The organism is Stenotrophomonas sp. YJH_SMC_106-19 (assembly GCF_059368375.1).
Map to the genome: position 1 here is coordinate 1,391,628 of NZ_JCAFRQ010000001.1, position 25,757 is coordinate 1,417,384.

General features: G+C 66.9%; 27 protein-coding genes and 2 tRNA genes. 14 read left to right on the plus strand and 15 right to left on the minus strand.

What is annotated here, in order from left to right:
• Positions 1-67: 67 nt before the first annotated feature.
• The 6 genes from AC5P5M_RS06180 to AC5P5M_RS06205 all read left to right on the plus strand — a co-directional run bounded on the left by AC5P5M_RS06180 (position 68) and on the right by AC5P5M_RS06205 (position 7,618).
• Positions 68-2,125 (plus strand): TonB-dependent siderophore receptor, encoded by a 2,058-nt coding sequence (locus AC5P5M_RS06180; RefSeq protein ID WP_495205664.1) that lies wholly within the window; start codon positions 68-70, stop codon positions 2,123-2,125.
• 96 nt (positions 2,126-2,221) lie between these two features.
• Entirely contained in the window at positions 2,222-4,402 is a 2,181-nt protein-coding gene (gene yccS, locus AC5P5M_RS06185) for a YccS family putative transporter (RefSeq protein WP_065174388.1), read from the plus strand.
• A gap of 75 nt (positions 4,403-4,477) precedes the next feature.
• Positions 4,478-6,367, plus strand: a complete 1,890-nt coding sequence (locus AC5P5M_RS06190; protein WP_065174387.1) for an MFS transporter — start codon at positions 4,478-4,480, stop codon at positions 6,365-6,367.
• Positions 6,368-6,549: 182 nt separating this feature from the next.
• On the plus strand, positions 6,550-6,837 hold the full coding sequence (locus AC5P5M_RS06195; protein ID WP_053515606.1) for a CD225/dispanin family protein: 288 nt from the start codon (positions 6,550-6,552) through the stop codon (positions 6,835-6,837).
• Positions 6,838-6,867: 30 nt separating this feature from the next.
• Positions 6,868-7,146: a CD225/dispanin family protein gene (locus tag AC5P5M_RS06200; RefSeq protein WP_065174386.1), complete on the plus strand. Its 279-nt coding sequence runs from the start codon at positions 6,868-6,870 to the stop codon at positions 7,144-7,146.
• Between the two features lie 52 nt (positions 7,147-7,198).
• Positions 7,199-7,618, plus strand: a complete 420-nt coding sequence (locus tag AC5P5M_RS06205) for a DUF2752 domain-containing protein (RefSeq protein ID WP_053515602.1) — start codon at positions 7,199-7,201, stop codon at positions 7,616-7,618.
• Between the two features lie 68 nt (positions 7,619-7,686).
• Here AC5P5M_RS06205 and ampE read toward each other — a convergent pair whose 3' ends face one another.
• The 5 genes from ampE to AC5P5M_RS06230 all read right to left on the minus strand — a co-directional run bounded on the left by ampE (position 7,687) and on the right by AC5P5M_RS06230 (position 11,379).
• Positions 7,687-8,574 carry a regulatory signaling modulator protein AmpE gene (gene ampE / locus AC5P5M_RS06210; protein ID WP_414488306.1) on the minus strand — a complete coding sequence of 296 codons (888 nt, stop codon included), beginning with the start codon at positions 8,572-8,574 and terminating at the stop codon, positions 7,687-7,689.
• Positions 8,575-8,718: 144 nt separating this feature from the next.
• Entirely contained in the window at positions 8,719-9,624 is a 906-nt protein-coding gene (gene nudC, locus AC5P5M_RS06215) for an NAD(+) diphosphatase (RefSeq protein WP_065174519.1), read from the minus strand.
• 118 nt (positions 9,625-9,742) lie between these two features.
• Positions 9,743-10,135: an iron-sulfur cluster insertion protein ErpA gene (gene erpA, locus AC5P5M_RS06220; protein WP_053515598.1), complete on the minus strand. Its 393-nt coding sequence runs from the start codon at positions 10,133-10,135 to the stop codon at positions 9,743-9,745.
• 31 nt (positions 10,136-10,166) lie between these two features.
• Positions 10,167-10,631, minus strand: a complete 465-nt coding sequence (locus AC5P5M_RS06225; protein WP_053515596.1) for a bactofilin family protein — start codon at positions 10,629-10,631, stop codon at positions 10,167-10,169.
• A gap of 4 nt (positions 10,632-10,635) precedes the next feature.
• Entirely contained in the window at positions 10,636-11,379 is a 744-nt protein-coding gene (locus tag AC5P5M_RS06230) for a DUF6776 family protein (protein WP_053515594.1), read from the minus strand.
• Between the two features lie 179 nt (positions 11,380-11,558).
• On the opposite strand from AC5P5M_RS06230, the gene AC5P5M_RS06235 reads away from it, so the two are divergent.
• The 3 genes from AC5P5M_RS06235 to AC5P5M_RS06245 are packed head-to-tail and all read left to right on the plus strand — an operon-like array spanning position 11,559 to position 16,262.
• Complete coding sequence (locus AC5P5M_RS06235) at positions 11,559-12,176, plus strand: DUF4126 domain-containing protein (RefSeq protein WP_065174382.1); 618 nt, start codon at positions 11,559-11,561, stop codon at positions 12,174-12,176.
• A 44-nt stretch (positions 12,177-12,220) separates the two neighbouring features.
• A complete protein-coding gene (locus AC5P5M_RS06240; protein ID WP_065174381.1) occupies positions 12,221-14,098 on the plus strand; it encodes an EAL domain-containing protein in 1,878 nt (625 codons plus the stop codon).
• A 1-nt stretch (position 14,099) separates the two neighbouring features.
• Positions 14,100-16,262, plus strand: coding sequence for a sensor histidine kinase family protein (locus tag AC5P5M_RS06245; RefSeq protein WP_495205665.1), 2,163 nt, complete (start codon positions 14,100-14,102; stop codon positions 16,260-16,262).
• Between the two features lies 1 nt (position 16,263).
• Here AC5P5M_RS06245 and bfr read toward each other — a convergent pair whose 3' ends face one another.
• From bfr to AC5P5M_RS06260, 3 genes are all read right to left on the minus strand, one after another.
• Positions 16,264-16,734 (minus strand): bacterioferritin, encoded by a 471-nt coding sequence (gene bfr, locus AC5P5M_RS06250; protein WP_005414691.1) that lies wholly within the window; start codon positions 16,732-16,734, stop codon positions 16,264-16,266.
• Positions 16,735-16,877: 143 nt separating this feature from the next.
• Entirely contained in the window at positions 16,878-17,087 is a 210-nt protein-coding gene (locus AC5P5M_RS06255) for a (2Fe-2S)-binding protein (RefSeq protein ID WP_032951724.1), read from the minus strand.
• 108 nt (positions 17,088-17,195) lie between these two features.
• On the minus strand, positions 17,196-17,813 hold the full coding sequence (locus AC5P5M_RS06260; RefSeq protein WP_053515586.1) for an RNA pyrophosphohydrolase: 618 nt from the start codon (positions 17,811-17,813) through the stop codon (positions 17,196-17,198).
• A 121-nt stretch (positions 17,814-17,934) separates the two neighbouring features.
• On the opposite strand from AC5P5M_RS06260, the gene AC5P5M_RS06265 reads away from it, so the two are divergent.
• Both AC5P5M_RS06265 and AC5P5M_RS06270 read left to right on the plus strand, forming a co-directional pair.
• Positions 17,935-18,011 (plus strand) — tRNA-Met (locus AC5P5M_RS06265).
• A gap of 52 nt (positions 18,012-18,063) precedes the next feature.
• Positions 18,064-18,138 (plus strand) — tRNA-Gln (locus AC5P5M_RS06270).
• A gap of 276 nt (positions 18,139-18,414) precedes the next feature.
• Here the strand turns inward: AC5P5M_RS06270 and rpsI are convergent.
• A complete protein-coding gene (gene rpsI, locus AC5P5M_RS06275; protein ID WP_053515585.1) occupies positions 18,415-18,807 on the minus strand; it encodes a 30S ribosomal protein S9 in 393 nt (130 codons plus the stop codon).
• 2 nt (positions 18,808-18,809) lie between these two features.
• Complete coding sequence (gene rplM / locus AC5P5M_RS06280; protein WP_005414692.1) at positions 18,810-19,238, minus strand: 50S ribosomal protein L13; 429 nt, start codon at positions 19,236-19,238, stop codon at positions 18,810-18,812.
• Positions 19,239-19,433: 195 nt separating this feature from the next.
• On the opposite strand from rplM, the gene coq7 reads away from it, so the two are divergent.
• Positions 19,434-20,078 carry a 2-polyprenyl-3-methyl-6-methoxy-1,4-benzoquinone monooxygenase gene (coq7, locus tag AC5P5M_RS06285; protein WP_053515583.1) on the plus strand — a complete coding sequence of 215 codons (645 nt, stop codon included), beginning with the start codon at positions 19,434-19,436 and terminating at the stop codon, positions 20,076-20,078.
• Positions 20,079-20,139: 61 nt separating this feature from the next.
• On the opposite strand, the gene AC5P5M_RS06290 is transcribed toward coq7, so the two are convergent.
• Together AC5P5M_RS06290 and speD are read right to left on the minus strand one after the other, a co-directional pair.
• On the minus strand, positions 20,140-20,460 hold the full coding sequence (locus AC5P5M_RS06290) for a DMT family transporter (RefSeq protein ID WP_005411314.1): 321 nt from the start codon (positions 20,458-20,460) through the stop codon (positions 20,140-20,142).
• A 167-nt stretch (positions 20,461-20,627) separates the two neighbouring features.
• Entirely contained in the window at positions 20,628-21,422 is a 795-nt protein-coding gene (gene speD / locus AC5P5M_RS06295; RefSeq protein WP_019661504.1) for an adenosylmethionine decarboxylase, read from the minus strand.
• A 149-nt stretch (positions 21,423-21,571) separates the two neighbouring features.
• On the opposite strand from speD, the gene crp reads away from it, so the two are divergent.
• Positions 21,572-22,261 (plus strand): cAMP-activated global transcriptional regulator CRP, encoded by a 690-nt coding sequence (gene crp / locus AC5P5M_RS06300; protein WP_010482649.1) that lies wholly within the window; start codon positions 21,572-21,574, stop codon positions 22,259-22,261.
• 62 nt (positions 22,262-22,323) lie between these two features.
• A complete protein-coding gene (locus tag AC5P5M_RS06305) occupies positions 22,324-23,085 on the plus strand; it encodes a sulfite exporter TauE/SafE family protein (protein WP_065174379.1) in 762 nt (253 codons plus the stop codon).
• Positions 23,086-23,129: 44 nt separating this feature from the next.
• Here the strand turns inward: AC5P5M_RS06305 and AC5P5M_RS06310 are convergent, their stop codons facing one another.
• The 3 genes from AC5P5M_RS06310 to trpD all read right to left on the minus strand — a co-directional run bounded on the left by AC5P5M_RS06310 (position 23,130) and on the right by trpD (position 25,743).
• Positions 23,130-23,846 (minus strand): haloacid dehalogenase-like hydrolase, encoded by a 717-nt coding sequence (locus AC5P5M_RS06310; RefSeq protein ID WP_053515578.1) that lies wholly within the window; start codon positions 23,844-23,846, stop codon positions 23,130-23,132.
• Positions 23,843-24,637, minus strand: coding sequence for an indole-3-glycerol phosphate synthase TrpC (gene trpC, locus AC5P5M_RS06315; RefSeq protein ID WP_065174378.1), 795 nt, complete (start codon positions 24,635-24,637; stop codon positions 23,843-23,845). The genes AC5P5M_RS06310 and trpC overlap by 4 nt, the downstream gene beginning before the upstream one ends.
• A gap of 74 nt (positions 24,638-24,711) precedes the next feature.
• Positions 24,712-25,743 carry an anthranilate phosphoribosyltransferase gene (gene trpD / locus AC5P5M_RS06320; RefSeq protein WP_495205666.1) on the minus strand — a complete coding sequence of 344 codons (1,032 nt, stop codon included), beginning with the start codon at positions 25,741-25,743 and terminating at the stop codon, positions 24,712-24,714.
• Between the last annotated feature and the right edge of the window lie 14 nt (positions 25,744-25,757).

A 25,757-nucleotide genomic window follows, 5' to 3' on the forward strand; every position in this document is an offset into this window, starting at 1 on the left:
CCAGCCACTGCCTCTTCCCCCAACCATGGGTGGATGGCCTGTGGCCGTCCGCCGAGGAATCCGATCGATGCCTTCGTTCCGCACCCCGCGCCTGGCCCTGCTGGCCGCCGCCCTGTCCACCGCCTGCGCAGCCCATGCGCAAGCCCCGGCTGATGCCCGCAGCGCCACCGACCTGGACGCCATCAAGGTGGTCGGCGAACGCACCCACACCGAGGCCGGCGCGCTGGGTGACCGTGCCCTGCGCGATACCCCGTTCGCCATTACTGCGGTCGGCCGCGAACAGCTCGAGCAGCGCCAGGTCGTATCGCTGGGCGAAGCCTTCCTGTTCGATCCATCGGTCACCACCCAGGTAAGCGCCTACGCCAGCGGCTGGAGCTCGCCCATCCGCAACCGCGGCATCGATCTGAACTACGACAGCTACCGCGTGAACGGTCTGCAGGTGTCCTCGTGGGGCACCGAATGGCCGCTGGAAGTGATGGAACAGGTGGACCTGCTGAAGGGCCCCGGCGGCTTCCTGTACGGCTTCGGCGCGCCCGGCGGCATCGTCAACTACATCACCAAGAAGCCGACCGATACCCCTGCCTTCTCGGCGCAGCTGGGCTGGCGCGAACAGGCCATCATCAGTGGTGGAGTCGATGCTGGCGGCCGCTTCGGCAACGAAGATATGTTCGGCTATCGCTTCAACGCGTATCAGGAGAAGGGCGAAACCTTCAACGGCGGCCATGTCGACCGCAAGGTCGGCGCGCTGTCGCTGGACGCGCGCCTGAGCGATGCGCTCACCTGGACCTTCGACGGCGTGTTCCAGTCCCGCGACCTGAGCGAAGAGTCGCCGCAGTACTACTTCATCGGCATGACCTCGCTGCCGCGGCCGATTGCCGGCGACGTCGACAACAGCGTGCCGGGTACCTACTACGACACCCGTTCCAGCCTGTTGTCCACGGCGTTCACCTGGCAGATCAACGGCGACTGGAAGGCCAGCCTGAGCTACGGCGTCACCACTTCCTGGAACGACGTCAACAAGATCTTCGCCTACATCGACGATCCGAACGGCGACTACAACGTGAACGTGTATGAGCTGGGCGGCAAGAGCCAATGGAAGCTGGCGCAGGCGCTGGTGCAGGGCGGCTTCCGCACCGGTCCGCTGCAGCACCAGCTGGTGGCCGGCGTCAGCCACCAGACCGGGCTGGGCTGGGACCGCCCCTACGAATGGAACACCATTGGTCGCGCCAACCTGTACCAGCGTTCGGCCATCCGCCACGACGCGGTGGGTTCGCGGGTGATGACCCGCGGCGATGAAACCGTGCAGCAGGCCGTGTTCGCCAGCGATACCGTGGACTTCGGCGGGGGCTGGTCGGTGCTGGCCGGCTGGCGCTACAACGACTTCGAGACCAAGGGCCGTTACCATACCTACCCGGTCACCCCGACCTATGCGGTGATGTTCAAGCCCAGCGAAGCCGTGACCCTGTACGCCAGCTACATTGAATCGCTGGAAGCCGGCAGCCGCGTGGGCAACCCCTACATCAACGCCGGTGATGTGCTGGGTCCGACCATCAGCAAGCAGTACGAAGTCGGCGCCAAGGTGGAAGCCTCGCGCTGGAATGCGAACGTGGCCGCATTCCGCCTGGAACGCGGTGCCAACATCGACCAGCCCACCGACGCCGGCCTGCGCCTGGTGCAGGATGGCATCACCCTGTACGAAGGCGTGGAAGCCAGCGCCGACCTGCACCTGACCGATGCGCTGACCGTGGGTGGCGGCGTGACCTGGCTGGACCCGACCTACGACAGGCTGTCGCCCGACAATGCCGCGCAGGAAGGCAACCGCACCGTCGGCGCCGCGCGCTGGAGCGGTGTGCTGCATGCCAGCTACCAGCTGCCGTGGGTCGATGGACTGGAAACCTATGCTGCCGTGCGCTACTACGGCGATGTCTGGTACGACGCCGACAATACCCTGAAGCTGCCCGACTACACCCTGGTCAATGCCGGTGTGGGCTACCGCCTGATGGCGTCGGGGCACCCGGTCACCCTGCGCGCCAGCGTGGAGAACCTGGCCAATCGCAGGTACTGGTCGAACGCGGGCGTCGGCCTGCCGCGCACCTTCGCGGTGAGCGTGCGCTGGGAGATGTAACCCGGCTTGTGCGGGTGCGGACCGTGGGTCCGCACATTGAACACCGCACCCACGCGCACACCGCCATAATGGAGGCAATCCGCCGCCCGAGCCTGCATGTCCGCGTCCCATTCCCGCCTCAGCCGCCTGTGGGCACACGAGAAAGCCAGCTATGGCCTGCGCGTGTTCATCGCCCTGTCGGCTGCGATGGCCGTGTGCTGGCAGCTGGACGCGCTCCCCGCGCTGCCCGGGGCGTTCCTTGGCATCATCGCCAGCGCGATCGCCGAAACCGACGACAACTGGTGGGGCCGCACCAAGGCGGTGCTGCTGTCGCTGCTGTGCTTCTGCATCGCCGCCGCCTCGGTGATCGCGCTGTTCCCGTGGCCGTGGCTGTTCATCGGCGCACTGGCGCTGTCCACCTTCGGCCTGACCCTGCTGGGCGCTCTGGGCGAACGCTACGCCTCCATCGCCCAGGCCACGGTCACCCTGGCCATCTACACCATGATCGGGCTGGAACAGCATGGCGGCGCCGGAGATCTGCCACGTGCGTTGCATGCGGTCAGCCACCTGCTGGCCGGTGCAGTCTGGTATGGCCTGCTGTCCATCGTCTGGACCGCGCTGTTCGCCAACCGCCCGGTGCGCGAACGCGTGGCCCGTCTTTACCAGGAACTGGGCCGCTACCTGCAGCTGAAAGCCGCCTTGTTCGAGCCGGTGCGTGAGGCCGACCTGCAGCGCCGCCAGCTGGACCTGGCCGAACAGAACCGGCGTGTGGTGGGAGCCCTGAACGAAGCAAAGACGGCGATCCTTGCGCGCTTCGGCCGTTCCGGCCGGCCCGGGGTCAACTCCGGCCTGTACCTGCGCCTGTACTACATGGCGCAGGATTTCCACGAGCGCGCCAGCTCCTCGCACTATCCCTATGGCGCACTGGTGGATGCGTTCTTCCACAGCGACGTGCTGTACCGCTGCCAGCGCCTGCTCGATCTGCAGGGGCAGGCCTGCGCGCGTCTGGGCGAAGCCATCCGCCTGCGCCGCCCGTTCGTGTATGGCGAGAGCAACCAGCAGGCCGGACGCGACCTCGCCGACGCGCTGGCCTACCTGCGCGACCAGCAGCGCCCGCAATGGCAGCGCCTGCTCGGTTCGCTGGATCTGCTGGTGCACAACCTGCGCAGCATCGAGCGCCGGCTGCTCGACGCCGAACGCTCCGAGGCCAGCCTGGACAATGTCGACACGCGCCTGCGTGACAGCAACCCGCACACCCTGCGCGAGATGGGGGTACGGCTGCGCCAGCAGCTCACGCCCGGCTCGGTGCTGTTCCGCCATGGCCTGCGCATGGCGCTGGCGCTGATCGCCGGCTTCCTGGCGATCCGCCTGTTCAATGCCCAGAACGGTTCATGGGTGCTGTTGACCATCGTCTTCGTGTGCCGGCCGAACTTCGGCGCCACGCGCCAGCGCTTGGCACAGCGCATCGTCGGCACCCTGGCCGGCCTGGTATTGACCTGGGCCCTGCTGCAGCTGTTCCCACAGCTGCACGTGCAGCTGCTGATCGCCTTGCTGTCGGCGCTGCTGTTCTTCTTCACCCGCACCGATCGCTACCTGGTGGCCTCGGCCGCGATCACGGTGATGGCGCTGACCTGCTTCAACCTGATCGGCGATGGCTTCGTGCTGATCGTGCCGCGCATGGTGGATACGATCCTGGGCTGTGCGATCGCTGCCGCGGCCGCCTTCCTGATCCTGCCGGACTGGCAGGGACGTCAGCTGCATCGGGTCCTGTCACGGGTACTGGATACCGCCGCGCGTTACCTGGATGCGGTGCTGGGCCAGTACCGCAGTGGCATGCACGATGACCTGGCCTACCGCATCGCCCGCCGCGACATGCACAATGCCGACGCGGCGCTGTCCACTGCACTGTCGAACATGCTGCGCGAGCCCGGCCATGTACGCCGCAACCTGGATGCCGGCTTCCACTTCCTCGCGTTGTCCAACACCCTGCTCGGTCATCTGTCGGCACTGGGTGCCCACCGCGACCAGGTCGACAGCTACGCCGGCGACCCGCTGGCACTGGCCGCCGGCGACCGGGTGCGCAAGGCGCTGCAGCAGCTGGCCGGCGCGCTGGCCGCACGGCAGGCGGTTGCGGAGGATGACAATGATGCCGACCGCGCAGTCGCTGCGGAGCTGGAGCAGATCGAGGACGTGATGCCACCGAAGCTGCAGTTGATCCGCACCCAGATGGCGCTGGTGCTGCGCCTGCTGCCGAAGCTGCGTGCCGCCGCCAACGAGGCCGTACGCAGCCTGACCTGACCGCCGCCCGGCAGCACTGGATCCGGGCCCGGCCGGCGGGCAGGAATGCTAGGCTGCGCCGGTCAAGGAGATTCCATGTCCGGTCACAACCAGTTCGCCCTGCTGCGCCAGCGCCGCTTCCTGCCGTTCTTCATCGTGCAGGCGCTGGGCGCTTTCAACGACAACGTATACCGGCAGGCCATCATCGGCCTGCTGTTCTACCTGGGCGTGTCCGAAGAGCAGCGTTCGCTGTACACCACGCTGGCGCCAGCGATCTTCATTCTTCCCTATTTCCTGTTCTCGGCATTGGCCGGGCAGATCGCCGACAAACTGGAGAAGTCGCGGCTGATCGTGATCACCACCACGATGGAGATCGTGATCATGTCGCTGGCAGCGATCGGCTTCCTCACCGAGAACCTGCCGTTCCTGCTGGTGGCGCTGTTCTGCACGGGCATGCAGTCGACCCTGTTCGGTCCGGTGAAATACTCGGTGCTGCCCTCGGTACTCAAACCCGAGGAGCTGACCGGTGGCAACGGGCTGGTGGAGATGGGCACATCGATCTCGATCCTGTCAGGGATGATCATCGGCGGCGCCGTGTTCCTGCTGGCCGGCAGCCACGGGCCCGTGTTCGCGGCATCGCTGGTCATCGCTTTGGCGGTCTGCGGCAATATCGCGGCGCGATTGATTCCCAGGGTCGATGCCGGCGACCCGGGGCTGAAGATCAACTGGAACCCATTGCCGGAGTCGCTGGTGGTGCTGCGCATGGCACGCCAGCAGAAGGCGGTGCGCAACGCGATCCTGGGCGTGTCCTGGTTCTGGTTCATCGGCACCGTGCTGACCTCGCAGCTGCCGAATTATGCGCTGGCCAACCTGGGCGGCGAACCCAAGCTGTACCTGCTGGCACTGGCGCTGTTTTCCATCGGCACCGGCGTTGGCTCGCTGCTGTGCGAGAGGCTGTCGGCGCGCACAGTGGAGATCGGCCTGGTGCCGCTGGGCGCGTTCGGCATGACCGCGTTCCTGCTCGATCTCTACTTCGCCCGCAGCGGCGAGGCCACCGTGCAGGGGCTGAGCATCACCCAGTTCCTGCAGCAGCCCGGCAGCGTGCGCATCGTCATCGACCTTGTCGGAATCGGCCTGTTCACCGGCATCTTCGTCGTTCCGCTGTTCGCCCTGATCCAGAGCCGCACGCCGAAGGCGCAGATGTCACGCGTGTTCGCCGCGTTGAACATCCAGAACTCCGGTTTCATCGTGTCCGCCGCACTGCTGTCGCTGGCCGCGCGCGAACTGCTGCACTGGAGCATCCCGCAGCTGTTCCTGGCGCTGGCGATCGCCAATGCCGTGGTGGCGATCTACATCTTCACCATCGTCCCCGAATTCCTGATGCGCTTCCTGAGCTGGGTGATGGTGCGCACCCTGTACCGGCTGCGCCCGCATGGCATCGAAGCCAATGTGCCGGATGAAGGCGCAGCACTGATCGTCTGCAATCATGTCAGCTACATGGATGCACTGATCCTGTCGGCGACGATTCCGCGCCCCGTACGCTTCGTCATGTACTACAGGATCTTCAACATCCCGGTGATGCGCTGGATCTTCCGCACCGCCAAGGCCATCCCGATTGCCGGGGCTCGCGAGGACGAGGCCTTGATGCAGCGCGCGTTCGAGGAGATCGATGCGGCGCTGGCCGAGGGTGAGCTGGTCTGCATCTTCCCGGAGGGAGCACTCACCCGCGATGGGCAGATGGCGCCGTTCAAGTCCGGCGTCGAGAAGATCCTCGAACGCCGGCCCGTGCCGGTGGTGCCGATGGCCCTGCGCGGGATGTGGTCGAGCATGTGGAGCCGGCGCGACAGCCGGCTTGGCCGCATGCGGGTTCCGCGCCGCTTCCGCGCCACCGTCGAGGTGGTGGCGGCGCCTGCCATCGATGGTCGCAGCACCGACGCGCCGGCACTGGAAGCCCAGGTCCGCGCCCTTCGCGGCGATCACGCCTGACGGAATCCCTCCGTTCGCGCATAGCCGGGCCATCCCCCACATACGCCAGCGTCAAGCGCCGTGCCCGTCATTGCCGGGCTGAAAACGCATACATGCGACGCAGGTTGCGGTAGATTACGCACCCACAGGGGGGAGGTCCGGCACGTTCACTACGGTCGGCCACCAAGGAATGGAGTCTCACGTTGAATCAACCGCCACCACTCGGCCGTCCGGTCTACATCCCCAACCATCTGGTGTGGGCGATCCTGACGACGCTGTTCTGCTGCCTGCCGTTGGGCGTGGTGTCGATCGTGTATGCCGCCCAGGTCGATGGCCGCCGCGCGGCCGGCGATCTGGCGGGAGCCTATAGCGCGTCACGCAAGGCGGGCTGGTGGGCGGCGGCTTCGGCCGCGGCCCTGCCGGTCCTGTTGCTGTTGTGGTTCGGGCTCTTCGGCGGCCTGGCCGCACTGGGCGCTCTTTCCGACCATTGATCCACCACCACCCATCAAGGAGCTTGAATCATGAACACCGCTACTCCGCAGGTCCCGAACAACCTGGTCTGGGCGATCCTGAGCACCCTGCTCTGCTGCCTGCCGGTCGGCATCGTGTCGATCGTCTATGCGGCACAGGTCAACGGCAAGCTGGCCGCTGGCGATATCGCCGGTGCACAGGACTCGTCCGCCAAGGCCAAGAAGTGGGCCATCTGGTCGGCCATTGCCTGGGTCATCATGGTCGTGCTGTACGTGCTGTTCTTCGTCGTGCTCGGTGGCATCGGCGCGATGAGCAACGGCAGCTACTGAGGCCTGCGGACGGATCCGGCGGCGTCCGCGCCGGATCCGTCTTCGCCTGATCGTGTCCGCTCTTCCTTCCCGGCTCGCCCGCTGGGCACCCTTGCTGGCCTCCACCGGCCTGGCCGCAGGCGCGGCCGTGGTGCTGCGCAACGTCAATCCCTACGTGGCCGGCAATCCCCTGCCGGGCTGCCCGCTGTACGCACTCACCGGCCTGTATTGCCCCGGCTGCGGCAGCACGCGCTGCCTTTACTCGCTGGTCCATTTCGATCTGGCCGGCGCGATGGCGATGAACCCGCTGCTGGTCATCAGCCTGCCCCTGCTGCTGCTGATGCTGCTGAACATCGCCGGCATCCGCCCGCGTGTGCTTGATCCGCTGATGCGGATTCTGGCCAATCCCATGTTCTGGCTGTGGCTGCTGCCCGGTTACGCACTGCTGCGCAACCTGCCGTGGGCACCGTTCACCGCACTGGCGCCGGTCTAGATTCCCACTTCGCGTCCAGGCGCGTCGCGACGCGTGCTGCGGTCAGGCCGCACGCGCCTGGCCAGCGGCTATGTCACCCAGCCGGCGATCACCAGCACGGCCAGCACCGCCAGCCACAGCAGCAGCATCCGCCACACCAGACTCATGGCATCGCGCAGGTCGGGCAGACGTTGCCAGACCGGCAGCAGGCCCGCCTCGGTGTAGTCATGCGCGTCCTCGCGCAGCTCGGCATTGACGCTGGCCCGCGCCACCGCACCCAGGAATCCGATGCCTCCGACCAGGCGCTCGCCATGCGCTTGCCGCCATGCCTTCCACGCCGTGTCGAAGTTGCCGACCAGTGCCATCGAGAACGCCATCAACTGTGCCACCGGCCATTCGATCCAGCCCAGCAGGCGCTGGGCCGCTGCCAGCGGTTCCACCGGTACGCGTGCACGCATCGGGCTTTCGGACATCAGCGCCAGCAGGCGATAGCCCAGCGCGCCCACCGGGCCCAGCAGCAGGAACCAGAACAGCACCGCAAACCAGCGGCGCAGCGCATTGAGTACGGTCGCCTCCACCAACGAGGGTACATCCTCGCGCAGGCTGCCACCGGCCGCCTGCAGATGGCGCACGGCCGCCTGCCGGGTCGGTGCGTCATCGGCATCGATGATCGCTTCGATGTCACGGTCCAGGTCGCGCGGCCCCCAGCACCAGGCCAGAACCGCCACGCCCAGCAGCAACGAGGGCAGCCCGAACAGCACGCCCCGCAGCAGCCAGGCCAGCAGCGCCATCAACACCAGCGGCGGCAGCAGCGCCAGCACCACGCCCATGGGGCCCTGCCAGGCCTTGCCGCCGTGCGCATCCAGCCAGCCCAGCCAGCGCCGGAAGCTGTCAAAGCGGCGCAGCGAGGCGGCAGCGGCCGGGGCGACATGGCCCAGGGCCAGTGCAACCAGCACGGCAGCCAGAGTGGTGAACATGGCAGGTCTCCCTACGAAACAAGGCGCTCGGCGTCGCTACCTTACCCGTCGCGACGCCGCCATCAGCGGTCTGCCGCACTGTAACCCGGGCCGTGTTCAGGTGGCGGCAATGGTCGCCGCCGTTCTGACAGGCCGGTGCGGTCTTCAACCCCGCTGTTGGCGATACCAGTGCTCGATCAGCCCCCGCGAAATCGAGATCGGCGGCGACAGGCGGATGCCCTGGCCATCATCTTCGACATCACGTGCCAGCGCCGCGCCCACCTCGTCGGCACTGAACCAGCGCGCATCCTCCAGTTCGCCATCCACGGTCGGCACATCGTCCTGCGCCTGCGCGCGGAACCCCACCATCAGCGCGCCCGGGAACGGCCAGGGCTGTGAACCGAGATACTGGCAGGCAGTGATGCGCACCCGGCTCTCCTCGTGCACTTCCCGCACCACGGTCTGTTCGAAGGTCTCGCCCGGCTCGACGAAACCCGCCAGTACCGAATAGCGGCGCGGCGCCCAGTTGGACTGCCGCCCCAGCAGCAACCGGCCCTGGTTTTCCACCGCGACGATCACCGCCGGGTCCACCCGGGGATAGTGTTCGGTCGCGCACTGCCCGCAGCGGCCAACGAAGCCACCGCGGGCAAAGGCCACCGCCCCCCCGCAGACGCCGCAGAAGCGCGTGCGCGAATGCCAGTAGGACATGCCGCGCGCGTAGCTGAAAGCGGTCGCATCGGCCACCGGCCACAGCAGTGCCGCCTGGCGCAGGTCGAGCCGGCCAGGCGCAGTGACGGCAACCGCGGACGCTTCCACCGAGAACCAGGCCTGCTCACCCCGCAGACCCAGGAAGATCGCGGCACCGGGGCCGCCCCCGATGTCGGCGCCGGTCAGCGCCAGTGGCTGGTCATCAGCACCGGTGAAGGCACTGCCGTCCTGGTCAAGCACGAGAACCCGCGCATCCGGCCACAGGCGTGCCAGCACATCGGCATCTTCGCGCAGGGCATCGGCGCGCTCCAGCGGTTCGCCAATGAAGGCGAAACCGGACAGCGGCGAAAGAATATTGGACATCCAGCAAGCCTGCCGCCATTCGATGCGGGTGGCAAGGTCGGCGCTGTGCGCATTCTGCTGTGAGGTGTGGAGACCGCTCGACAGACCTGGCGCGGAGCGCAGGCCCCGCGCCCTGCAATCACATGCTGAAGCTGCTGCCGCAACCGCAGGTGGTCTTCGCGTTCGGATTGCGGATCACGAACTGCGCGCCGGTCAGGCTCTCGGTGTAATCCACTTCAGCCCCCATCAGGTACTGCAGGCTGAGCGGGTCGACCAGCAGGGTCACCCCGCTGGTCTGTACCGCCAGATCGTCCTCGGCACGGTTCTCGTCGAACTCGAAACCGTACTGGAAGCCCGAACAGCCGCCACCCTCGATATACACACGCAGCGCCAGATCGGGGTTGCCCTCTTCCTGGATCAACGACTTGACCTTGGAGGCCGCTGCTTCGGTGAAGTTCAGCGGCCGCTCCAGCGACTGGTAATCGGGCGCGGCCGCCGTGGGGGCGCCGGGCAGGGAGACTAGCGTGCTCATGGCATCAGCATGGGGGCACCGGCGGTGGCTTTCAAGCCATCGCTTCGGCCAGCTTGCGTCGCGCCGCGGTGTCGCCCTTGCCACTGGCGGGATCGCCGCTTTCAGGTGCAGGCAGGGCCGCCAGCGGTGCGCTGGCATGGATCAGGCGTCCATTCAGCTGGGCCCCGGCGTTCATCTCCACCACCTCGTAGTGGACATTGCCGTTGACCCGCGCGCTCGGGGTCAGTTCGACCTTTTCGGTGGCGTGGACATCCCCCTCCAGGCGGCCGCTGATGACCACCACCTGGGCACGGATCTCCCCTTCGATCACGCCATGCTCGGCGAGCGTCAGGGTCGCGGTGCTGGCGCCTTCGGCGGCGATCACCTTGCCATGGATGCGACCTTCCACGTACAGGCCACCACTGAACTCCACATCACCGCGGATCACCACCTGGTTGCCGATCAGGGCATCCACCACCAGCTGGCCGTCACGGTTGGATTTGCTGTTTCCGAACATCTGCCTACTCCCCTTTGCTGGCCGGCGCGCCGGCCTGTTTCCAGTCGAATACCTGGGTGGCGCCCCCCGCACCACTCCCCAATGTCACCCGCACGCGTTGCGGAGTGAAGTCAGCCGGCAGCATCACGCTGCCGGTGAGCTGCTGGAAGTACCGGAACGAGTAGTCCTGTCCCGGCACCTTGCTGCGCTGGTGCAGATCATCCCAGCTGATCGTGGCCAGCTTGCCGTTCTTCACACCTTCCACGGTGAAACGCATCTGCCCCTGGCTGATGGCCCCGCGGTTGAGGTTCTGGGTCAGCACGGCGGTGTACTGCCAGGTGCCGGCCGATTCCGGGCTGAACTCGATCGAGTGGGTGTTCAGGCCCTTGCGCTGGCTGGTCGAGCCGACCAGGCGCTCATAGAAGGCGACGTCCGCGCGCAACCCGGCGATCTCTTCGTCGCGCTCGGCGAGCGAGGACTGCACTTCGTTGTTGGCGGCGCGGCTGATGCGGTCGGAGGCTTCCAGCGTGGCCTGCTTCTGGCGCAGTTCGGTCAGCTGCGCCTGCAGGCTCTCGGCACGCTTCTCGGCCGCCTGCAACCGTTGTCCCTGCTCGCCACGCGGCGCCCCCATCCAGCAGCCTCCGATCGTGGCCAGCACCAGGCTGAGCAGCCAGATGCCTCCAATCACCCACAGGCGACGGCGGTCCGCGGGCGGATGTGACGCGCCGGGCAGGCGGACCTGCACGCGCATGGGAGGACGGTTGGTCATGGGTAGATCCCGTGGCATCGCGGGCGCGACACCGGCACGGCCCGTGTGGCAAACGACGGGCTAGTGTATGACAGGATCGGCAGGATTCCTGCGCTGGAGGCGACCGAGGTCTGTGGCGTTCAGGCACGCCATCGTCGATAGTGTGGCCCCTCGCACAGTTCCGCCGTCGGAGCATCGCCATGACCGAAGCCCACCTGTTCGTGATCGGCATCCTGCTGGCCTGGCTGGCCGGCATCCGTGTCTACCTCACCGTCTTCGGTGTCGGCCTGGCCGGCCTGCTCGGCTGGGTCGACCTGCCGCCCGCCCTGCAGGCGACCGAGTCGTGGTGGGTGCTGGGTACCTCAGCGGCGCTGGCCGTGACCGAGTTCTTTGCCGACAAGATTCCCGGCGTGGATTCGGTCTGGGACCTGGTGCAGACCCTTGCCCGGGTCCCCGCCGGAGCCTTCCTCGCCGCCGCCACCCTGTCGCCGGATGGGCAGCTGGGTACCGGTGCGCTCGCTGCCGGCGCCGGCGTTGCCCTGGCCAGCCATGGCCTGAAGGCGGGCACCCGTGCCCTGCTCAACACCTCGCCGGAGCCGGCCAGCAACTGGGTCGCCTCGATCGCCGAAGACACCGTGGTGGTTGGCGGCCTGGCATTGGCCCTGGCACACCCCTGGATCGCGCTGGTCGTAGTGCTGGCATGCAGCCTGGCCGGCGCATTGCTGGTCTGGCTGGCATGGCGCGCTCTGTGGCGCGGCGTGCGTTGGCTTGCCCGTGCCGGCAACGGCACTGACCGGCAACAGCCACGCACCAGATGAACGCCGGGCGTGTCGCATAATGGCTGCGATCATCAGGAGCCCCCATGGCCGCAATTGAATCCCCCGCAGGCGTCCGCCCGGGTCGCGCTGAAACGCCACCGGCCGATCATTGGCAACGCTGGGCCACTGCGGTGGTGGACGCGGGTGCCTCCCCATCGGTTCCGTCCAGCGTCGCTGACAGTGGGCCTGCCTCCGGCGGCGCTCCGCCGCCGCTGCCGGGCGTCACCTCACAGCCCGAGGCGGGCAACCACGACCCGGCACCGGCGCCGGCGGATTCACCCTACCGCGTGCTGATCGTCGAGGACGACCGTGCGCAGGCCCTGTTCGCGCAGAGCGTGCTGCACGGCGCCGGCATGCAGGCCATCGTGCTCAGCGATGCCGAAGGCGTCCAGCAATCGATCAAGGACCATCGCCCTGACCTGATCCTGATGGACCTGCACCTGCCCGGCCTGGACGGCATGCGGCTGACGGCGATGATTCGCCAGCAGCCTGGCCTGCAGTTGCTGCCCATCGTGTTCCTCAGCGGCGATCCCGATCCGGAGCGCCAGTTCGAAGTGCTCGACAGCGGTGCCGACGACTACCTGAGCAAGCCGATCCGGCCGCGGCACCTGATCGCGGCGGTCGCCAACCGCATCCGCCGTGCCCGCGCGCAGGCGGCAACCTTGCCCGGCGCCTCCGGCACGCCGGCCACCAGCAATCCTGAAACCGGCCTGCCGACGCGCCATCATGTGCTGCAGCAGCTCAATGCCGCCCTGGCCCACCATGATCGTGGAGGCCTGTTCTTCATCGAGGTGGCCAGCGCGCTGGGCCTGCGCGAGCGCTATGGCTACGCTGCGTTCGAACGGCTGATGGTGCAGGCCGGACAGCGCTTGGCCGAGGCCGGCCATCCGCACCTGCTGGCGCGCCTGAACGACAACAGTTTCCTGCTGCTGGCGCGTGATGCCGATGAGGACAGGCTGGAGAGCGTGGCCGCCACCCTGCGCGAGCAGCTCTCCGCGAGGGCCTTCGTGATCCGCGATGACGAATCGGTGCACCTGCGTGGCGTGGTCGGCTATGCACCGCTGTCGCCCGGCTTCGAGGATGCCGCCAGTGCGCTGGAAGCCGTCGAGCGCACGACCCTGCAGGCGCGCCTGCTCAGTGCCGGCGTGGCCGGCCACGTGCATCGGCAGGCCATCAGCGAACAGGAGCATCTGGCCCTGCTGGAAGGCCAGCTGGAACTGGCTTACCAACCCATCGTCGCCGTCGCCGGTGGAGGCAGCGCGCAGTACCAGGTCCTGCTGCGGCTGCGCCAGGCCGACGGCACCGTGCTGACCGCCGGCCAGGTGATTCCGGCCGCCGAAGCCGCCGGCCGCATCGCCGACCTCGACCAGCAGGTGCTCGATCATGCGCTGGGCCTGCTGGATCTGTACCGGCATGCCACCCAGCCGCTCAATCTGTTCGTCTCGCAGTCGCTGCGTACCCTGCAGCGCGACGCCTTCGCCGACTGGCTGCTGGAGTCGCTGCAGCAGCGTGATCTGCCAGGCAGCGCGCTGGTCATCGACGTGCGCCTGCCCGATGCGCTGATCCACACCGTGCCGCTGCAGCAGTTCTGTCAGCGCATGGCGCAGGCCGGCGTGCGCTTCTGCCTGAGCCAGTTCGAGCCCGGCAACGATGCCGACGCGCTGCTGGGCCAGCTGCCGCTTTCGTTCGTACGCATGGCTGCGCGCTTCTCCAGCAGCCACGCCAATCCAGGCACGCGCGAAGAACTGCGCAGGGCGATCGAGCGGGCGCACGGCGCCGGTCTGCAGATCATCGGGCAGCAGATCGAAGATCCGCAGGCAGCGGCCGCGATGTGGGTGGGAGGGGTCGACTACATCCAGGGCAACATGGTGCAGTCCGCCGGCAGCGACCTGAACTTCGACTTCCACAACGCGGTGCTCTGACATGCCGCTGTGGGCGGTGCTGCTGGTGGCCCTGGCCGTGGCGGCCATCGCGCTGCTGCTGGCGGGGCTGCGCCTGCGCACGCGCAGCCAGGCGCTGGCCGCACTGCAACGGGATCGTGCCGCGCTGGCCAGCGAGCGCGACCAGCTGCGCCGCACCACCGAGCGCCAGGGCCAGCTCGAACAGCAGTTGCTGCAGGCCAAGCAGGCGGCCGAGGCGGCGGTGCTGGCCAAGGGCGAGTTCCTGGCCACGATGAGCCACGAGATCCGCACGCCGCTCAACGGCATCCTGCCGATGCTGGAGCTGATCGCGCGTGGCCCGCTGGGCGAGGATCAGCGGCAGATGCTGGCCACCGCATCGGCCAGCTCGCAGCAACTGCTGCGTATCGTCGACGACATCCTCGATTACTCGCGGTTGGAAGCACAGGCACTGGAGCTGGAGATCACCAGCTTCAATCTGCGCGAGCTGCTCGACGCCGTGGTGCAGCTGATGCAGCGCGCTGCCGACGCCAAGGGACTGGCACTGGTGCTGCAACTGGATCCGACGGTCCGCCTTCCCGTGCGCGGCGATCCGGTGCGCCTGCGGCAGGTGCTGAGCAACCTTCTGGCCAATGCCATCAAGTTCACGGCACGCGGCCAGGTGCAGCTGCGCGTGCAACGGCTGGGCGAAGGTCCGGCCCAGCACCAGTTGCGCTTCGAAGTGATCGACACCGGCATCGGCATCGACGAGGCCCAGCAGGCACGCCTGTTCCAGTCCTTCAGCCAGGCCGATGCGTCGACCACCCGCATCTATGGTGGCACCGGCCTGGGCCTGGCCATCTGCAAACGCATCATCGACCTGATGCACGGCCACATCGGCGTCCAGTCGACCCCCGGCCAGGGCGCCCGCTTCTGGTTCGAGATTCCGTTGTTGAAGGTTCCCGGCGACCTGCCGGCGATGGCACGCGCACCGGCCACCCTGCTGCTGTTCAGTGCCGACAGCCACCTGCAGGCGCGCATCGAACGCATTGCCGCCCATCACGAGCTGCAGGTGCAGGTCATCGACGGGATGGACGCGCTGGCCGAGCGGCTGCGAGCCGTGCCCCGCCCCGGGCACGCTGCGCCGGCCTGGCTGCTGATCGATGCGCCTGCGCGCCGCAGCGGCGGAACCCGTCTGCGGCAGGCGCTGGCTGCGCGCGGTGCGGACGACACGCTGCAGGTGCTGTGGCTGCAGGAGGAGCCGCTGCCCGCGCAGGAGCGCCATCGCCAGTTGCCGGTCGCCTTCGAGGATGCCGCCCTGCACGCCCTGCTTGCCACGCCCAACGCCAGCGCGCGCCCGTCCGCCTGGCTGGCTGCCGCCGAAGAGGGCCAGGCACCGGCTGCCCTGCCAGCGCTCGGTCTACGCGTGCTGCTGGTGGAGGACAACACGGTCAACCGCATGGTGGCCGAACACCTGCTGCGGGTGTTCCAGTGCGAGGTCCGCAACGCCGCCGATGGCGAGCAGGCACTGGTCGCGCTGCGCGAAGGCGGTGTGGACGTAGTGCTGATGGACTGCCAGATGCCGGTGCTGGACGGTTACGCCGCGACGCGCCAGTGGCGCGAGGAAGAGATCGCAGCCGGAAGCCGGCGCCTGCCGATTATCGCCATGACCGCCAATGCCATGGCCGGTGATCGCGAACGCTGCCTGCGAGCAGGCATGGACGATTACCTGTCCAAACCGATCGCGCGCGACACGCTGCACGCGCTGCTGCTGCGCTGGGGCCCAAAAGCCCTCCCCACGCCGGCAGTTCCGGCGGCGGCAGCGAAGGCCGGTCCAGAACCTGTCGTCCACCCGGTTCTGGACCGGAACGTGCTGGACGAGCTGCAGGCGGTCATCGGTGATGCCGCCACGCAGATCGTATCGGTGTACCTGGAAGACGCACCTGCGATGGTGCAGGCGCTGCAGCAGGCGGCGCAGGACCACGATGGCCAGCGCCTGCAGGCAGTCGCGCACAGCCTGAAGTCCTCCAGCGCGAATGTCGGCGCGATGTCGCTGTCGGCGGTCGCACAGCGGATCGAGCACGAGGCCCGCGCCGGCAGTCTGCAGCGCCCCGCCGTTGCGGTTGCGCTGCTGGTGGCCGAATTCGCCCGGGCACGGGTGGCGCTGGGCGGGTACCTGGCACAGCATCGCGCCGGCCAGGCGGGCTGACTCACTCTTCGAGCTTGCTCAGCAGGTACTTCGGTTCGCCGATGCGCTCGATCAGGTCCAGCTGCGTTTCCAGCCAGTCGATATGCTCTTCCTCCGAATCGAGGATCTTCACGAACAGCTGGCGGCTCACATAGTCGCCGACCGAATCGGCATAGGCCACCGCCTCGCGCAGGGTGACCACGCCATCACGCTCGAGCGAGAGGTCACACTGCAGGATCTCGGTCGGGTTCTCGCCGATGCGCAGCTTGCCCAGCGCCTGGAAGTTCGGCAGTCCTTCAAGGAACAGGATGCGGTCGGCGAGCATGTCGGCATGCTTCATCTCGTCGATCGATTCCTTGTACTCATGCTCGGCGAGTTCCTTGATCCCCCAGTTCTTCAGCATCTTGGCGTGCAGGAAATACTGGTTGATCGCGGTCAGCTCGTTGTAGAGGACCTTGTTGAGGAATTCGATGACCTTGGTGTCGCCCTTCATGGGGATACTCCTGCACGCTGAAAACGCAGGCACTTTACCGCCTTGCGTGCGGTCGTGAAGGAACGCGAATCGTGCGCATTGGCCTGTGCGGCCGCACGTGAAGGATGCGCAGGCGCGGTATCAACGCACCGCGGAAAAGACAGTCAGGCGACCTGGGCCAGACCGAGTACCGGCAACGGCAGATCGTGGGTGGCACGTGCCTTGGCCAGCAGCTCGCCGGCCATGTCCAGACAGGACCCGCAGGTCGCGCCGCATCCGGTGCGCATGGTCAGCTCGGCCACCGACGTCACGCCATGGCTGGCGGCTTCGCGGATCTGGTGGTCGGTGACTCCGTTGCAGATGCAGACGTACACAGGCGGGAACCGGGCTGACAGGCCAGAAGCGGCCTGGTCGCTATTCCAATGGAAACGAGAATGGTTGTCAATCAGAGACCTGAACCATTCTCGATACCGTTCAGGCGGTCAGCTCGTCGGTCCTTCCTGCGCCTTTTTTGGCCAGTAGCCCCTGCTGCGCGGCCGCTTGCGCGGACGGTCGTGGCCCGCGGTGTTGCCGGGCATCCACGCTTCCGCTGCGCTCTTCGGCATGGCAGTGACGCCCTGCCCCGCCACCCCGCGCGCCAACGGCGCCAGGTGTCGCAGCGCGCGCGCGTAGACGCCGCGCTTGAACATCACCACATGCTCCACCGGATACCAGAAATCCACCCAGCGCCAGTGATCGAACTCCGGCGAATCGGTATGGTCCAGGCACACATGGGATTCGTCACCGGTCAGGCGCAGCAGGAACCAGACCTGCTTCTGGCCGATGCAGACCTGCCGTTCATTGCGGCGGACAGCCCGCGCCGGCAGCTTGTAGCGCAGCCAGCCGGGCGTTGCCCCCAGCACTTCCACGTGCTCAGGCAGCAGGCCGGTCTCTTCCTGCAGTTCGCGATACATGGCCTCGACGGGCGTCTCGTCGGTGTTCATCCCACCCTGCGGGAACTGCCAGCCATCCCGGCGCACGCGTCGTGCCCAGAACACCTGCCCGTCCTGCCGCATCAGCACGATGCCGACGTTCGGTCGATAGCCGTCCGGATCGATCACGATGCGGACTCCTAAAAAAATCTACTGGTCAGGACTATCCCACGCCACCTGTCAGGCGACAAGCGCGGCACAAATGTGTTGACAGTCCCACGGCGTATCCGCAGAATAGCGGGCTCACCAAGGCTATGTAGCTCAGCCGGTTAGAGCACAGCACTCATAATGCTGGGGTCGGTGGTTCGAGTCCACCCATAGCCACCATGCTGAAGTTGTTTTTCAGCGTGAAAAGTGAGAAAATAGTTACACGATACATTGCCCCGTCGCCAAGCGGTAAGGCACCTGACTCTGACTCAGGCATTCGGTGGTTCGAATCCATCCGGGGCAGCCAAATTAAACGCAGAAGGCCAGATCGAAAGATCTGGCCTTCTGCGTTTAATTTGGTCGCGCATTCCACCTTATCCCCGCGCCTGTCGGCGCACCCCCTTGAACATCAAGGGGGCTCCCCTCCAGAGAGAACCCCGGGGTCGGATCCTTCTCGCAGGCAAAGGCCCTGACCCCACCCTCTCCAATGCACAACCCCGAAACGGCAAAAGCCCGGCCAAAGCCGGGCTTTTGCTTTTTCCAACCAGCGGGCTCCCGGAGGAGCCCAGCCAGGCGCAGTGGATCAGCGCTTGGAGAACTGGGTGGCGCGACGGGCCTTGTGCAGACCGACCTTCTTACGCTCGACTTCACGGGCGTCACGGGTCATGAAGCCAGCCTTGCGCAGCTCGGACTTCAGGGTTTCGTCATACTCGACCAGCGCACGGGCGATGCCCAGACGGATCGCACCGGCCTGGCCGGTGGTGCCGCCGCCGGTGGCGGTGACCAGGATGTCGAAGCTTTCGGTGTTCTTGGTCAGCTCGAGCGGCTGGCGCACGATCATGCGCGCGGTCTCACGACCGAAGAACTCGTCCAGCGGACGGCCATTGACGGTGATGTTGCCCGAACCCTTGCGCAGGAACACGCGAGCGGTGGAGGACTTGCGGCGGCCAGTGCCGTAGTTTTGAGTGATAGCCATGATTAGATATCCAGAACCTGCGGCTGCTGTGCGGCGTGCGGATGCTCAGTGCCGGCGTAGACCTTGAGCTTGCGGTACATCTGGCGACCCAGCGGGCCCTTCGGCAGCATGCCCTTCACGGCGATCTCGATCACGCGCTCCGGGTGGCGCTCCAGCGCCTGGGCCAGGGACTCGGTCTTCAGGTTGCCGATGTAACCGGTGAAACGGTGATACATCTTGTCCTGCAGCTTCTTGCCGGTGACGGCAATCTTTTCTGCATTGATGACGACCAGGTAGTCGCCGGTATCAACGTGCGGGGTGTAGACCGGCTTGTGCTTGCCACGCAGACGGCGGGCCAGCTCGGTGGCGAGACGGCCCAGGGTCTTGCCCTCGGCGTCGACGAGGTACCAGTCGCGCTGGACGGTCTCGTTCTTGGCAGTGAAAGTGCTCATGAAGAACTCTAGGTTAGGTCGGGCTCATTGCGGCGAAGGACTCGCCGGAACTCTGCCACGCGTTGTGAAAGGTGAAGCGCAAGAGGCGGGATTGTACGCAGGTCCAGGCCCCGGCGCAAGCCGCCCCCTGTCCCGGGTTGGCAGGGGCGCGGGCGCGGGCGAGAATCGGCGGGTCTCCCGCCCCACCGTATCGCCATGACCGTGCTCCGCCAGACCACCCCGCTGGACCACCTGCTGACCGAAGCCCAGCGCGCCCTGGACACGGTGTTCGGCAACCCGCCGGCCAGCCGCCCCTATCCGGCGGTGGACACCGACGAGCCGGGCATGGACGCCCGCCAGCGCCGCCATGCGGCCGGGCTGATGCGGATCAACCACGTCGGCGAGGTCTGCGCGCAGGGCCTGTATTTCGGCCAGGCCGCCGTGGCCCGCGACCCGGCCACCCGCGAGCATCTGCTGGAGGCAGCGCAGGAGGAAACCGACCACCTGGCGTGGTGTGCCACCCGCCTGGCCGAACTGGACAGCCGGCCGAGCCTGTTCAACCCGCTCTGGTACGCAGGCAGTTACACCATCGGCACCCTGGCCGGGCTGCGCGGTGATGGCTGGAACCTGGGTTTTGTGGTCGAGACCGAACGCCAGGTCGAGGCCCACCTGGATGAGCATCTGGTCGATCTCCCGGCCGCCGACCTGCGCAGCCGCGCGGTCATCGAAGTGATGAAGCAGGACGAGGCCCGGCATGCGGACCATGCCGAGCAGGCCGGCGCCCGCCGCCTGCCCTTCCCGATTCCGGGGGCGATGGCGCTGGCCTCGAAGGTGATGAAGACCATCGCGTACCGCCTCTGAACGGCCGCCGCGCATGGCCCGGCGCTGCCGGCTACGCGGCATCGGACGCCTCGGCGCCGGCTCAGTTCGGCGACACCAGCTTCAGGCCGATCACACCGGCGACGATCAGGCCCACGCAGGCCAGGCGGGCCGGTGAAGCACTGTCGTTGAACAGGTAGATGCCCAGCACTGCCACGCCCATGGCCCCGATGCCGGTCCAGATGGCATAGGCCGTGCCGACCGGAATGCTCTTCATGGCCTGGCTCATCAGGTACAGGCTGATCAGCGCGGAAACGACCGTGGCGGCCGTGGGCAGTGGCTTGCTGAAGCCTTCGGAGTACTTCATTCCAAGCGCGAAGCCGATCTCGAACAGGCCGGCCAGCAGCAGGTAGATCCAGGGCATGGGTGGGGTCCTTACCTAGTGGTTGAAAAACGAAAACGGCCCGGTGTCTTCACACCGGGCCGTAGGTCGGTACATCGCCGTGGAACTATGAATTGCGCAGCACGCAGGTTCCACGGGGCGGGTCGTCCCGCCTGGGTGACGATGCCTGCCGGCATCGCACAGGGGTGTTACTCGGACAGGTTGCGACCGTGGAACAGCTCTTCGATCTCGCGCTTGAGCAGCGCCTCGATCTTCATGCGTTCCTTGAACGACAGGTTCCTGGCCTTTTCCTCGAACAGGTACTGATCCAGGTCGAAGTCCTTCAGGTGCATCTTCGTGTGGAAGATGTTCTCCTGGTAGACGTTGACGTCGAACATCTCGTAACGCGACTTGATGTTCTTGGCCAGGAAGTTCTGGATCGAATTGATCTTGTGATCGATGAAGTGCTTCTTGCCCTTCACATCGCGGGTGAAGCCACGGACGCGGTAGTCCATGATCACGATGTCCGATTCCAGGCTCTCGATCAGGTAGTTCAGGGCCTTCAGCGGCGAAATGACGCCACAGGTGGCCACGTCGATGTCCGCGCGGAACGTCGCGATGCCTTCCTGCGGATGGGTTTCCGGGTAGGTATGGACGGTGATGTGGCTCTTGTCCATGTGCGCGACCACGGCGTCGGAGATCAGCTCCTTGCCCGCCAGCTTCTTGTCGATCACCGGCTCTTCGGAGATCAGGATGGTCACCGAGGCACCCTGCGGATCGTAGTCCTGGCGGGCCACGTTCAGGATGTTGGCGCCGATGATCTCGGCGACATCGGTCAAGATTTGAGTCAGCCTGTCGGCGTTGTACTCTTCATCGATGTATTCAATGTAACGCTGACGCTCCTCTTCGGTGCGCGCGTAACACACGTCATAGATGTTGAAGCTCAGCGCCTTGGTGAGGTTGTTGAAACCCTGCAACCTCAGGCGAGGCAACGGCTTGACCACGGCGGTCGATTCCTGTGTAAGAAGAGAAAGGGTGAATTATGGGGCAAACCGCCCCCGGGGGGAACGTGAAGACGCAAGAGTTCTGGCACACTGTTTGCCCTTAACAATTGCGCTGGTTAAGCTCCGCTATCGACCCCGTGAATCCGTTCATGCGCAGAGGGAGCGCCCCTATCGTGTCAACCGTGCGCCTAGCTAGCAGTCCACTGGCCCTGGATATCGCAACAATCGATCGTTTCCTGGCGCACAGCCACAGGCGGCGATATCCCACCCGGACCGACGTCTTCCGACCAGGAGACCCGGCGGGAACCCTGTATTACGTCATCAGCGGCTCGGTTTCGATCATGGCCGAGGAAGATGACGATCGTGAGCTGGTGCTGGGCTACTTCGGTGCCGGCGAGTTCGTCGGCGAGATGGGCCTGTTCGTGGAATCGGACCGCCGAGAAGTGATCCTGCGGACCCGCACCGCCTGCGAGCTGGCCGAGATCAGCTACGAGCGCCTGCATCAGCTGTTCCTTGGCCCGCTGTCGGCCGACGCCCCGCGCCTGCTGTACGCGCTGGGCCAGCAGATCTCCAAGCGTCTGCTCGACACCAGCCGCAAGGCCAGCCGCCTGGCGTTCCTGGACGTCACCGACCGCATCGTTCGCACCCTGCACGATCTGGCCCAGGAGCCGGAGGCGATGAGCCACCCGCAGGGCAGCCAGCTGCGCGTTTCGCGGCAGGAGCTGGCGCGCCTGGTCGGCTGCTCGCGTGAGATGGCCGGCCGCGTGCTGAAGAAGCTGCAGACCGACGGGCTGCTGCATGCCCGCGGCAAGACCGTGGTGCTTTACGGCACCCGTTGAACGTTGAGCACCCGGTGGGTGCGGACCTTGGTCCGCACTCCTTCGCGCGCTAGGCTCGGTGCATGGAACTGAGCAGCGAATTCTGGTGGTTCATCCTCATCGGCCTCGGTGCGCAGCTGGTCGATGGAGCGCTGGGCATGGCCTTCGGCCTGGTCTCCTCATCGGTGATGCTGAGCATGGGATTGCCGCCGGCGCAGGTCAGCGCCAGCATCCACACCGCCGAAGTGTTCACCACCGGCGCCTCCGGTGTGTCGCATCTTGCGGCTGGCAATGTCGATAAACGCCTGTTCGTGCGCTTGGCGCTGCCCGGCGCGATCGGGGGTGCGATCGGTGCCTATGTACTCGCCCAACTGCCCGGCGATTTCATCCGCCCGTTGATCTACCTGTACCTGCTGGTGCTTGCCATCGTCATTCTGGCCCGTGCTGCCGGGCGCTGGATGCCCAGCGGCGAGATCCGCCGCGTGCCGGTTCTGGGCTTCTTCGCCGGCCTTCTGGACGCCAGCGGCGGCGGTGGCTGGGGCCCGATCGCCACGTCCACCCTGCTGGCGCGTGGTGGCCAGGCCCGTACCACCATCGGCACGGTCAACGCAGCCGAATTCGTGGTCACCCTGACCGTCTCGGCCACCTTCCTGCTGTCGATGGGGGTGCAGCACCTGCAGATCGTCGCCGGGCTGCTGATCGGCGGCATGATGGCCGCGCCGGTGGCCGCGATCCTGGTCAAGCGGGTCAAGGAACGCTGGGTACTGGTCGCGGTTGGCGTGCTGGTACTGGGCATCAGCCTGTTCCAGATCGGCCACGCGGTGACCGGGTACCTGGCGCGCTGACCGCGCTCCGCGCTCGCCGGGCATGGCCCGGCGGGTCCGGTGGATCAGGCCTTGTCGCCGCCGCGGTCGACGCAGCCCCAGTTGAGGATGCGGGTGCCCGCCGGCAGTACGCTGCGGAAGAACGCCACCTTGCCCGGCTTCGGGTTGACCACCACCGGCGCCTTCGCCGCCAGCAGCAGCGGCAGATCCGCAGTGCTGTCGGAGTAGGCAATGTCGATGTCGCCGTAGCCACGTTCACGCAGCATGCGCATCTTCTCTTCGTTGTGGCAGTGACGGGTCGGCCCCACCCCTCCCAGGCGCGGCCCGACCTCCGTGCCGATGACCGGCACGTCCTGGTGCGCAACGAAGGCCAGGATCGCGCGGGCCAGTTCGGGCGGGGCGCCCGTGGCCACCACCACGCGATCCCCCTTTGCACGGTGCGCGGCGAACACCTCCAGCGCCTGCGGCAGCAGCTTGGCGCGCATCTGCGCCTCGTTCCTGATCACGTAGGCGTCGATCACCCGGTTGAACTCGCGCGCACGATGCAGGCCGAAGCTGCCGATCCACACGTAGATCGAAATGCCGGCACGGCGGGTCGGCAGCATCGCCACCATCGGCCCGGCGATCGGGGTGACCAGCAGCGCCGCGAGCATGCGCAACGGGTTGCGCTTGATCAGCGAGGCGAACAGGTGCGTGCCCGAATCACCGTCGTACAGGGTGTGATCGAAGTCGAAGACCACCAGCGGCGCATCCGCGCGTGGCGTCGGGTAATGCGTTTTCATGCCGCGAAGAATAGCTGACGCAGGCCCTCGCCCGGCTCTTCCACGCGCATGAAGGCCTCGCCGACCAGGAACGCGTGGATGCCGGCATCACGCATCAGCGCCACGTCCTGGGGCCCGAGGATGCCGCTCTCGGTCACCAGCAGGCGGTCGCGCGGCACGGCCAGGCGCATGTCCAGGGTGGTCTGCAGCGAGACCTCGAAGGTGCGCAGGTTGCGGTTGTTGATGCCGATCATCGGCGCCGGCACCTGCAGCGCACGCTCCAGCTCGTCGATGTCGTGCACTTCCACCAGCACGTCCATGCCCAGCGACAGTGCCAGTTCCGACAGCGTGGCCAGCTGGGTATCGTCCAGCGCCGCCACGATCAGCAGGATGCAGTCAGCGCCCAGCACGCGCGCCTCGTACACCTGGTAGGCATCGATCACGAAGTCCTTGCGCAGCACCGGCAGCGTGCAGGCCTCGCGGGCCTGCTGCAGGTAGGCGTCGGCGCCCTGGAAGAAATCCACGTCGGTCAGCACCGACAGGCAGCTGGCACCACCGAACTCGTAGCTGACCGCGATGTCGGCCGGGCGGAAATCCGGGCGGATCACGCCTTTGGAGGGGCTGGCCTTCTTCACTTCGGCGATCACCGCGGGGTCGCCGTTGGCCACGGCGGCCTGCAGCGCACGCACGAAACCACGCACCGGCGGGGCGCCGGCCAGGGCGGCCTGCAGCTCCTCGAGCGGGCGCTGGGCGCGGCGCTGGGCTACTTCTTCGGCCTTGCGGGCCAGGATCGTCTGCAGGATGTCGCTCATCGTCTTCGGTTCGGTGCGGGGGCGGTGAGGACGGCCATTATCGGCCATCGACGGGGTCAGGCTGAACCACGCGCTCAGGCAACCAGCGCGCGGGTGGTCTCAACATACTGCTGCAGGCGCTGGCGGGCGCTGCCATTGGCGATGGCGGCGCGGGCACGGGCCAGGCCGTCACCGATGTCACTGGCCACGCCGGCCACGTACAGCGCGGCGCCGGCATTGAGCGCGACGATGTCCAGCGCCGGGCCGGGCTCGTTGTCCAGCACCGCGCGCAGCAGGGCAATGGACTGCTCCGGGCCATCCACGCGCAGGTTGCGGCTGGCCGACATGGCGATGCCGAAGTCCTCCGGGTGGATCTCGTACTCGCGCACCTTGCCGTCGCGCAATTCGCCGACCAGGGTGCCGGCGCCCAGCGAGATCTCGTCCATGTTGTCGCGGCCCCAGACCACCATGGCGCGCTCGGTGCCCAGCTCGCGCAGCACGCGCGCCTGGATGCCCACCAGATCGGGGTGGAACACGCCCATCAGCACCGACGGTGCGCTGGCCGGATTGGTGAGCGGGCCGAGGATGTTGAAGATGGTGCGCACGCCCATCTCGCGGCGCACCGGCGCCACCACCTTCATCGACGGGTGGTGGATCGGCGCGAACATGAAACCGATCCCGGTCCGCTCGATGGCCGCGGCCACCTGCTCCGGCTGCAGCTCGATCACCGCGCCCAGCGCCTCTAGCGCGTCGGCGCTGCCGGACTTGGACGACACGCTGCGGTTGCCATGCTTGGCCACGCGCGCGCCGGCAGCCGCCGCGACGAACATCGCGCAGGTGGAGATGTTGAAGGTATGCGAACCATCGCCCCCCGTGCCGACGATATCGACCAGGTTGGAGGTATCGGCCACCGGCACCGGCCGGGCGAATTCACGCATCACGGTGGCCGCCGCGGCGATTTCGTCCACGGTCTCCTTCTTCACGCGCAGGCCGGTGAGGATGGCTGCCGTCATCATCGGCGAAACATCGCCACGCATGATCTGCCGCATCAGGTCGACCATCTCGTCGAAGAAGATCTCGCGGTGCTCGATGGTGCGGTGCAGGGCTTCCTGGGGGGAGAAGGTCATACGGAGGTCTCCTT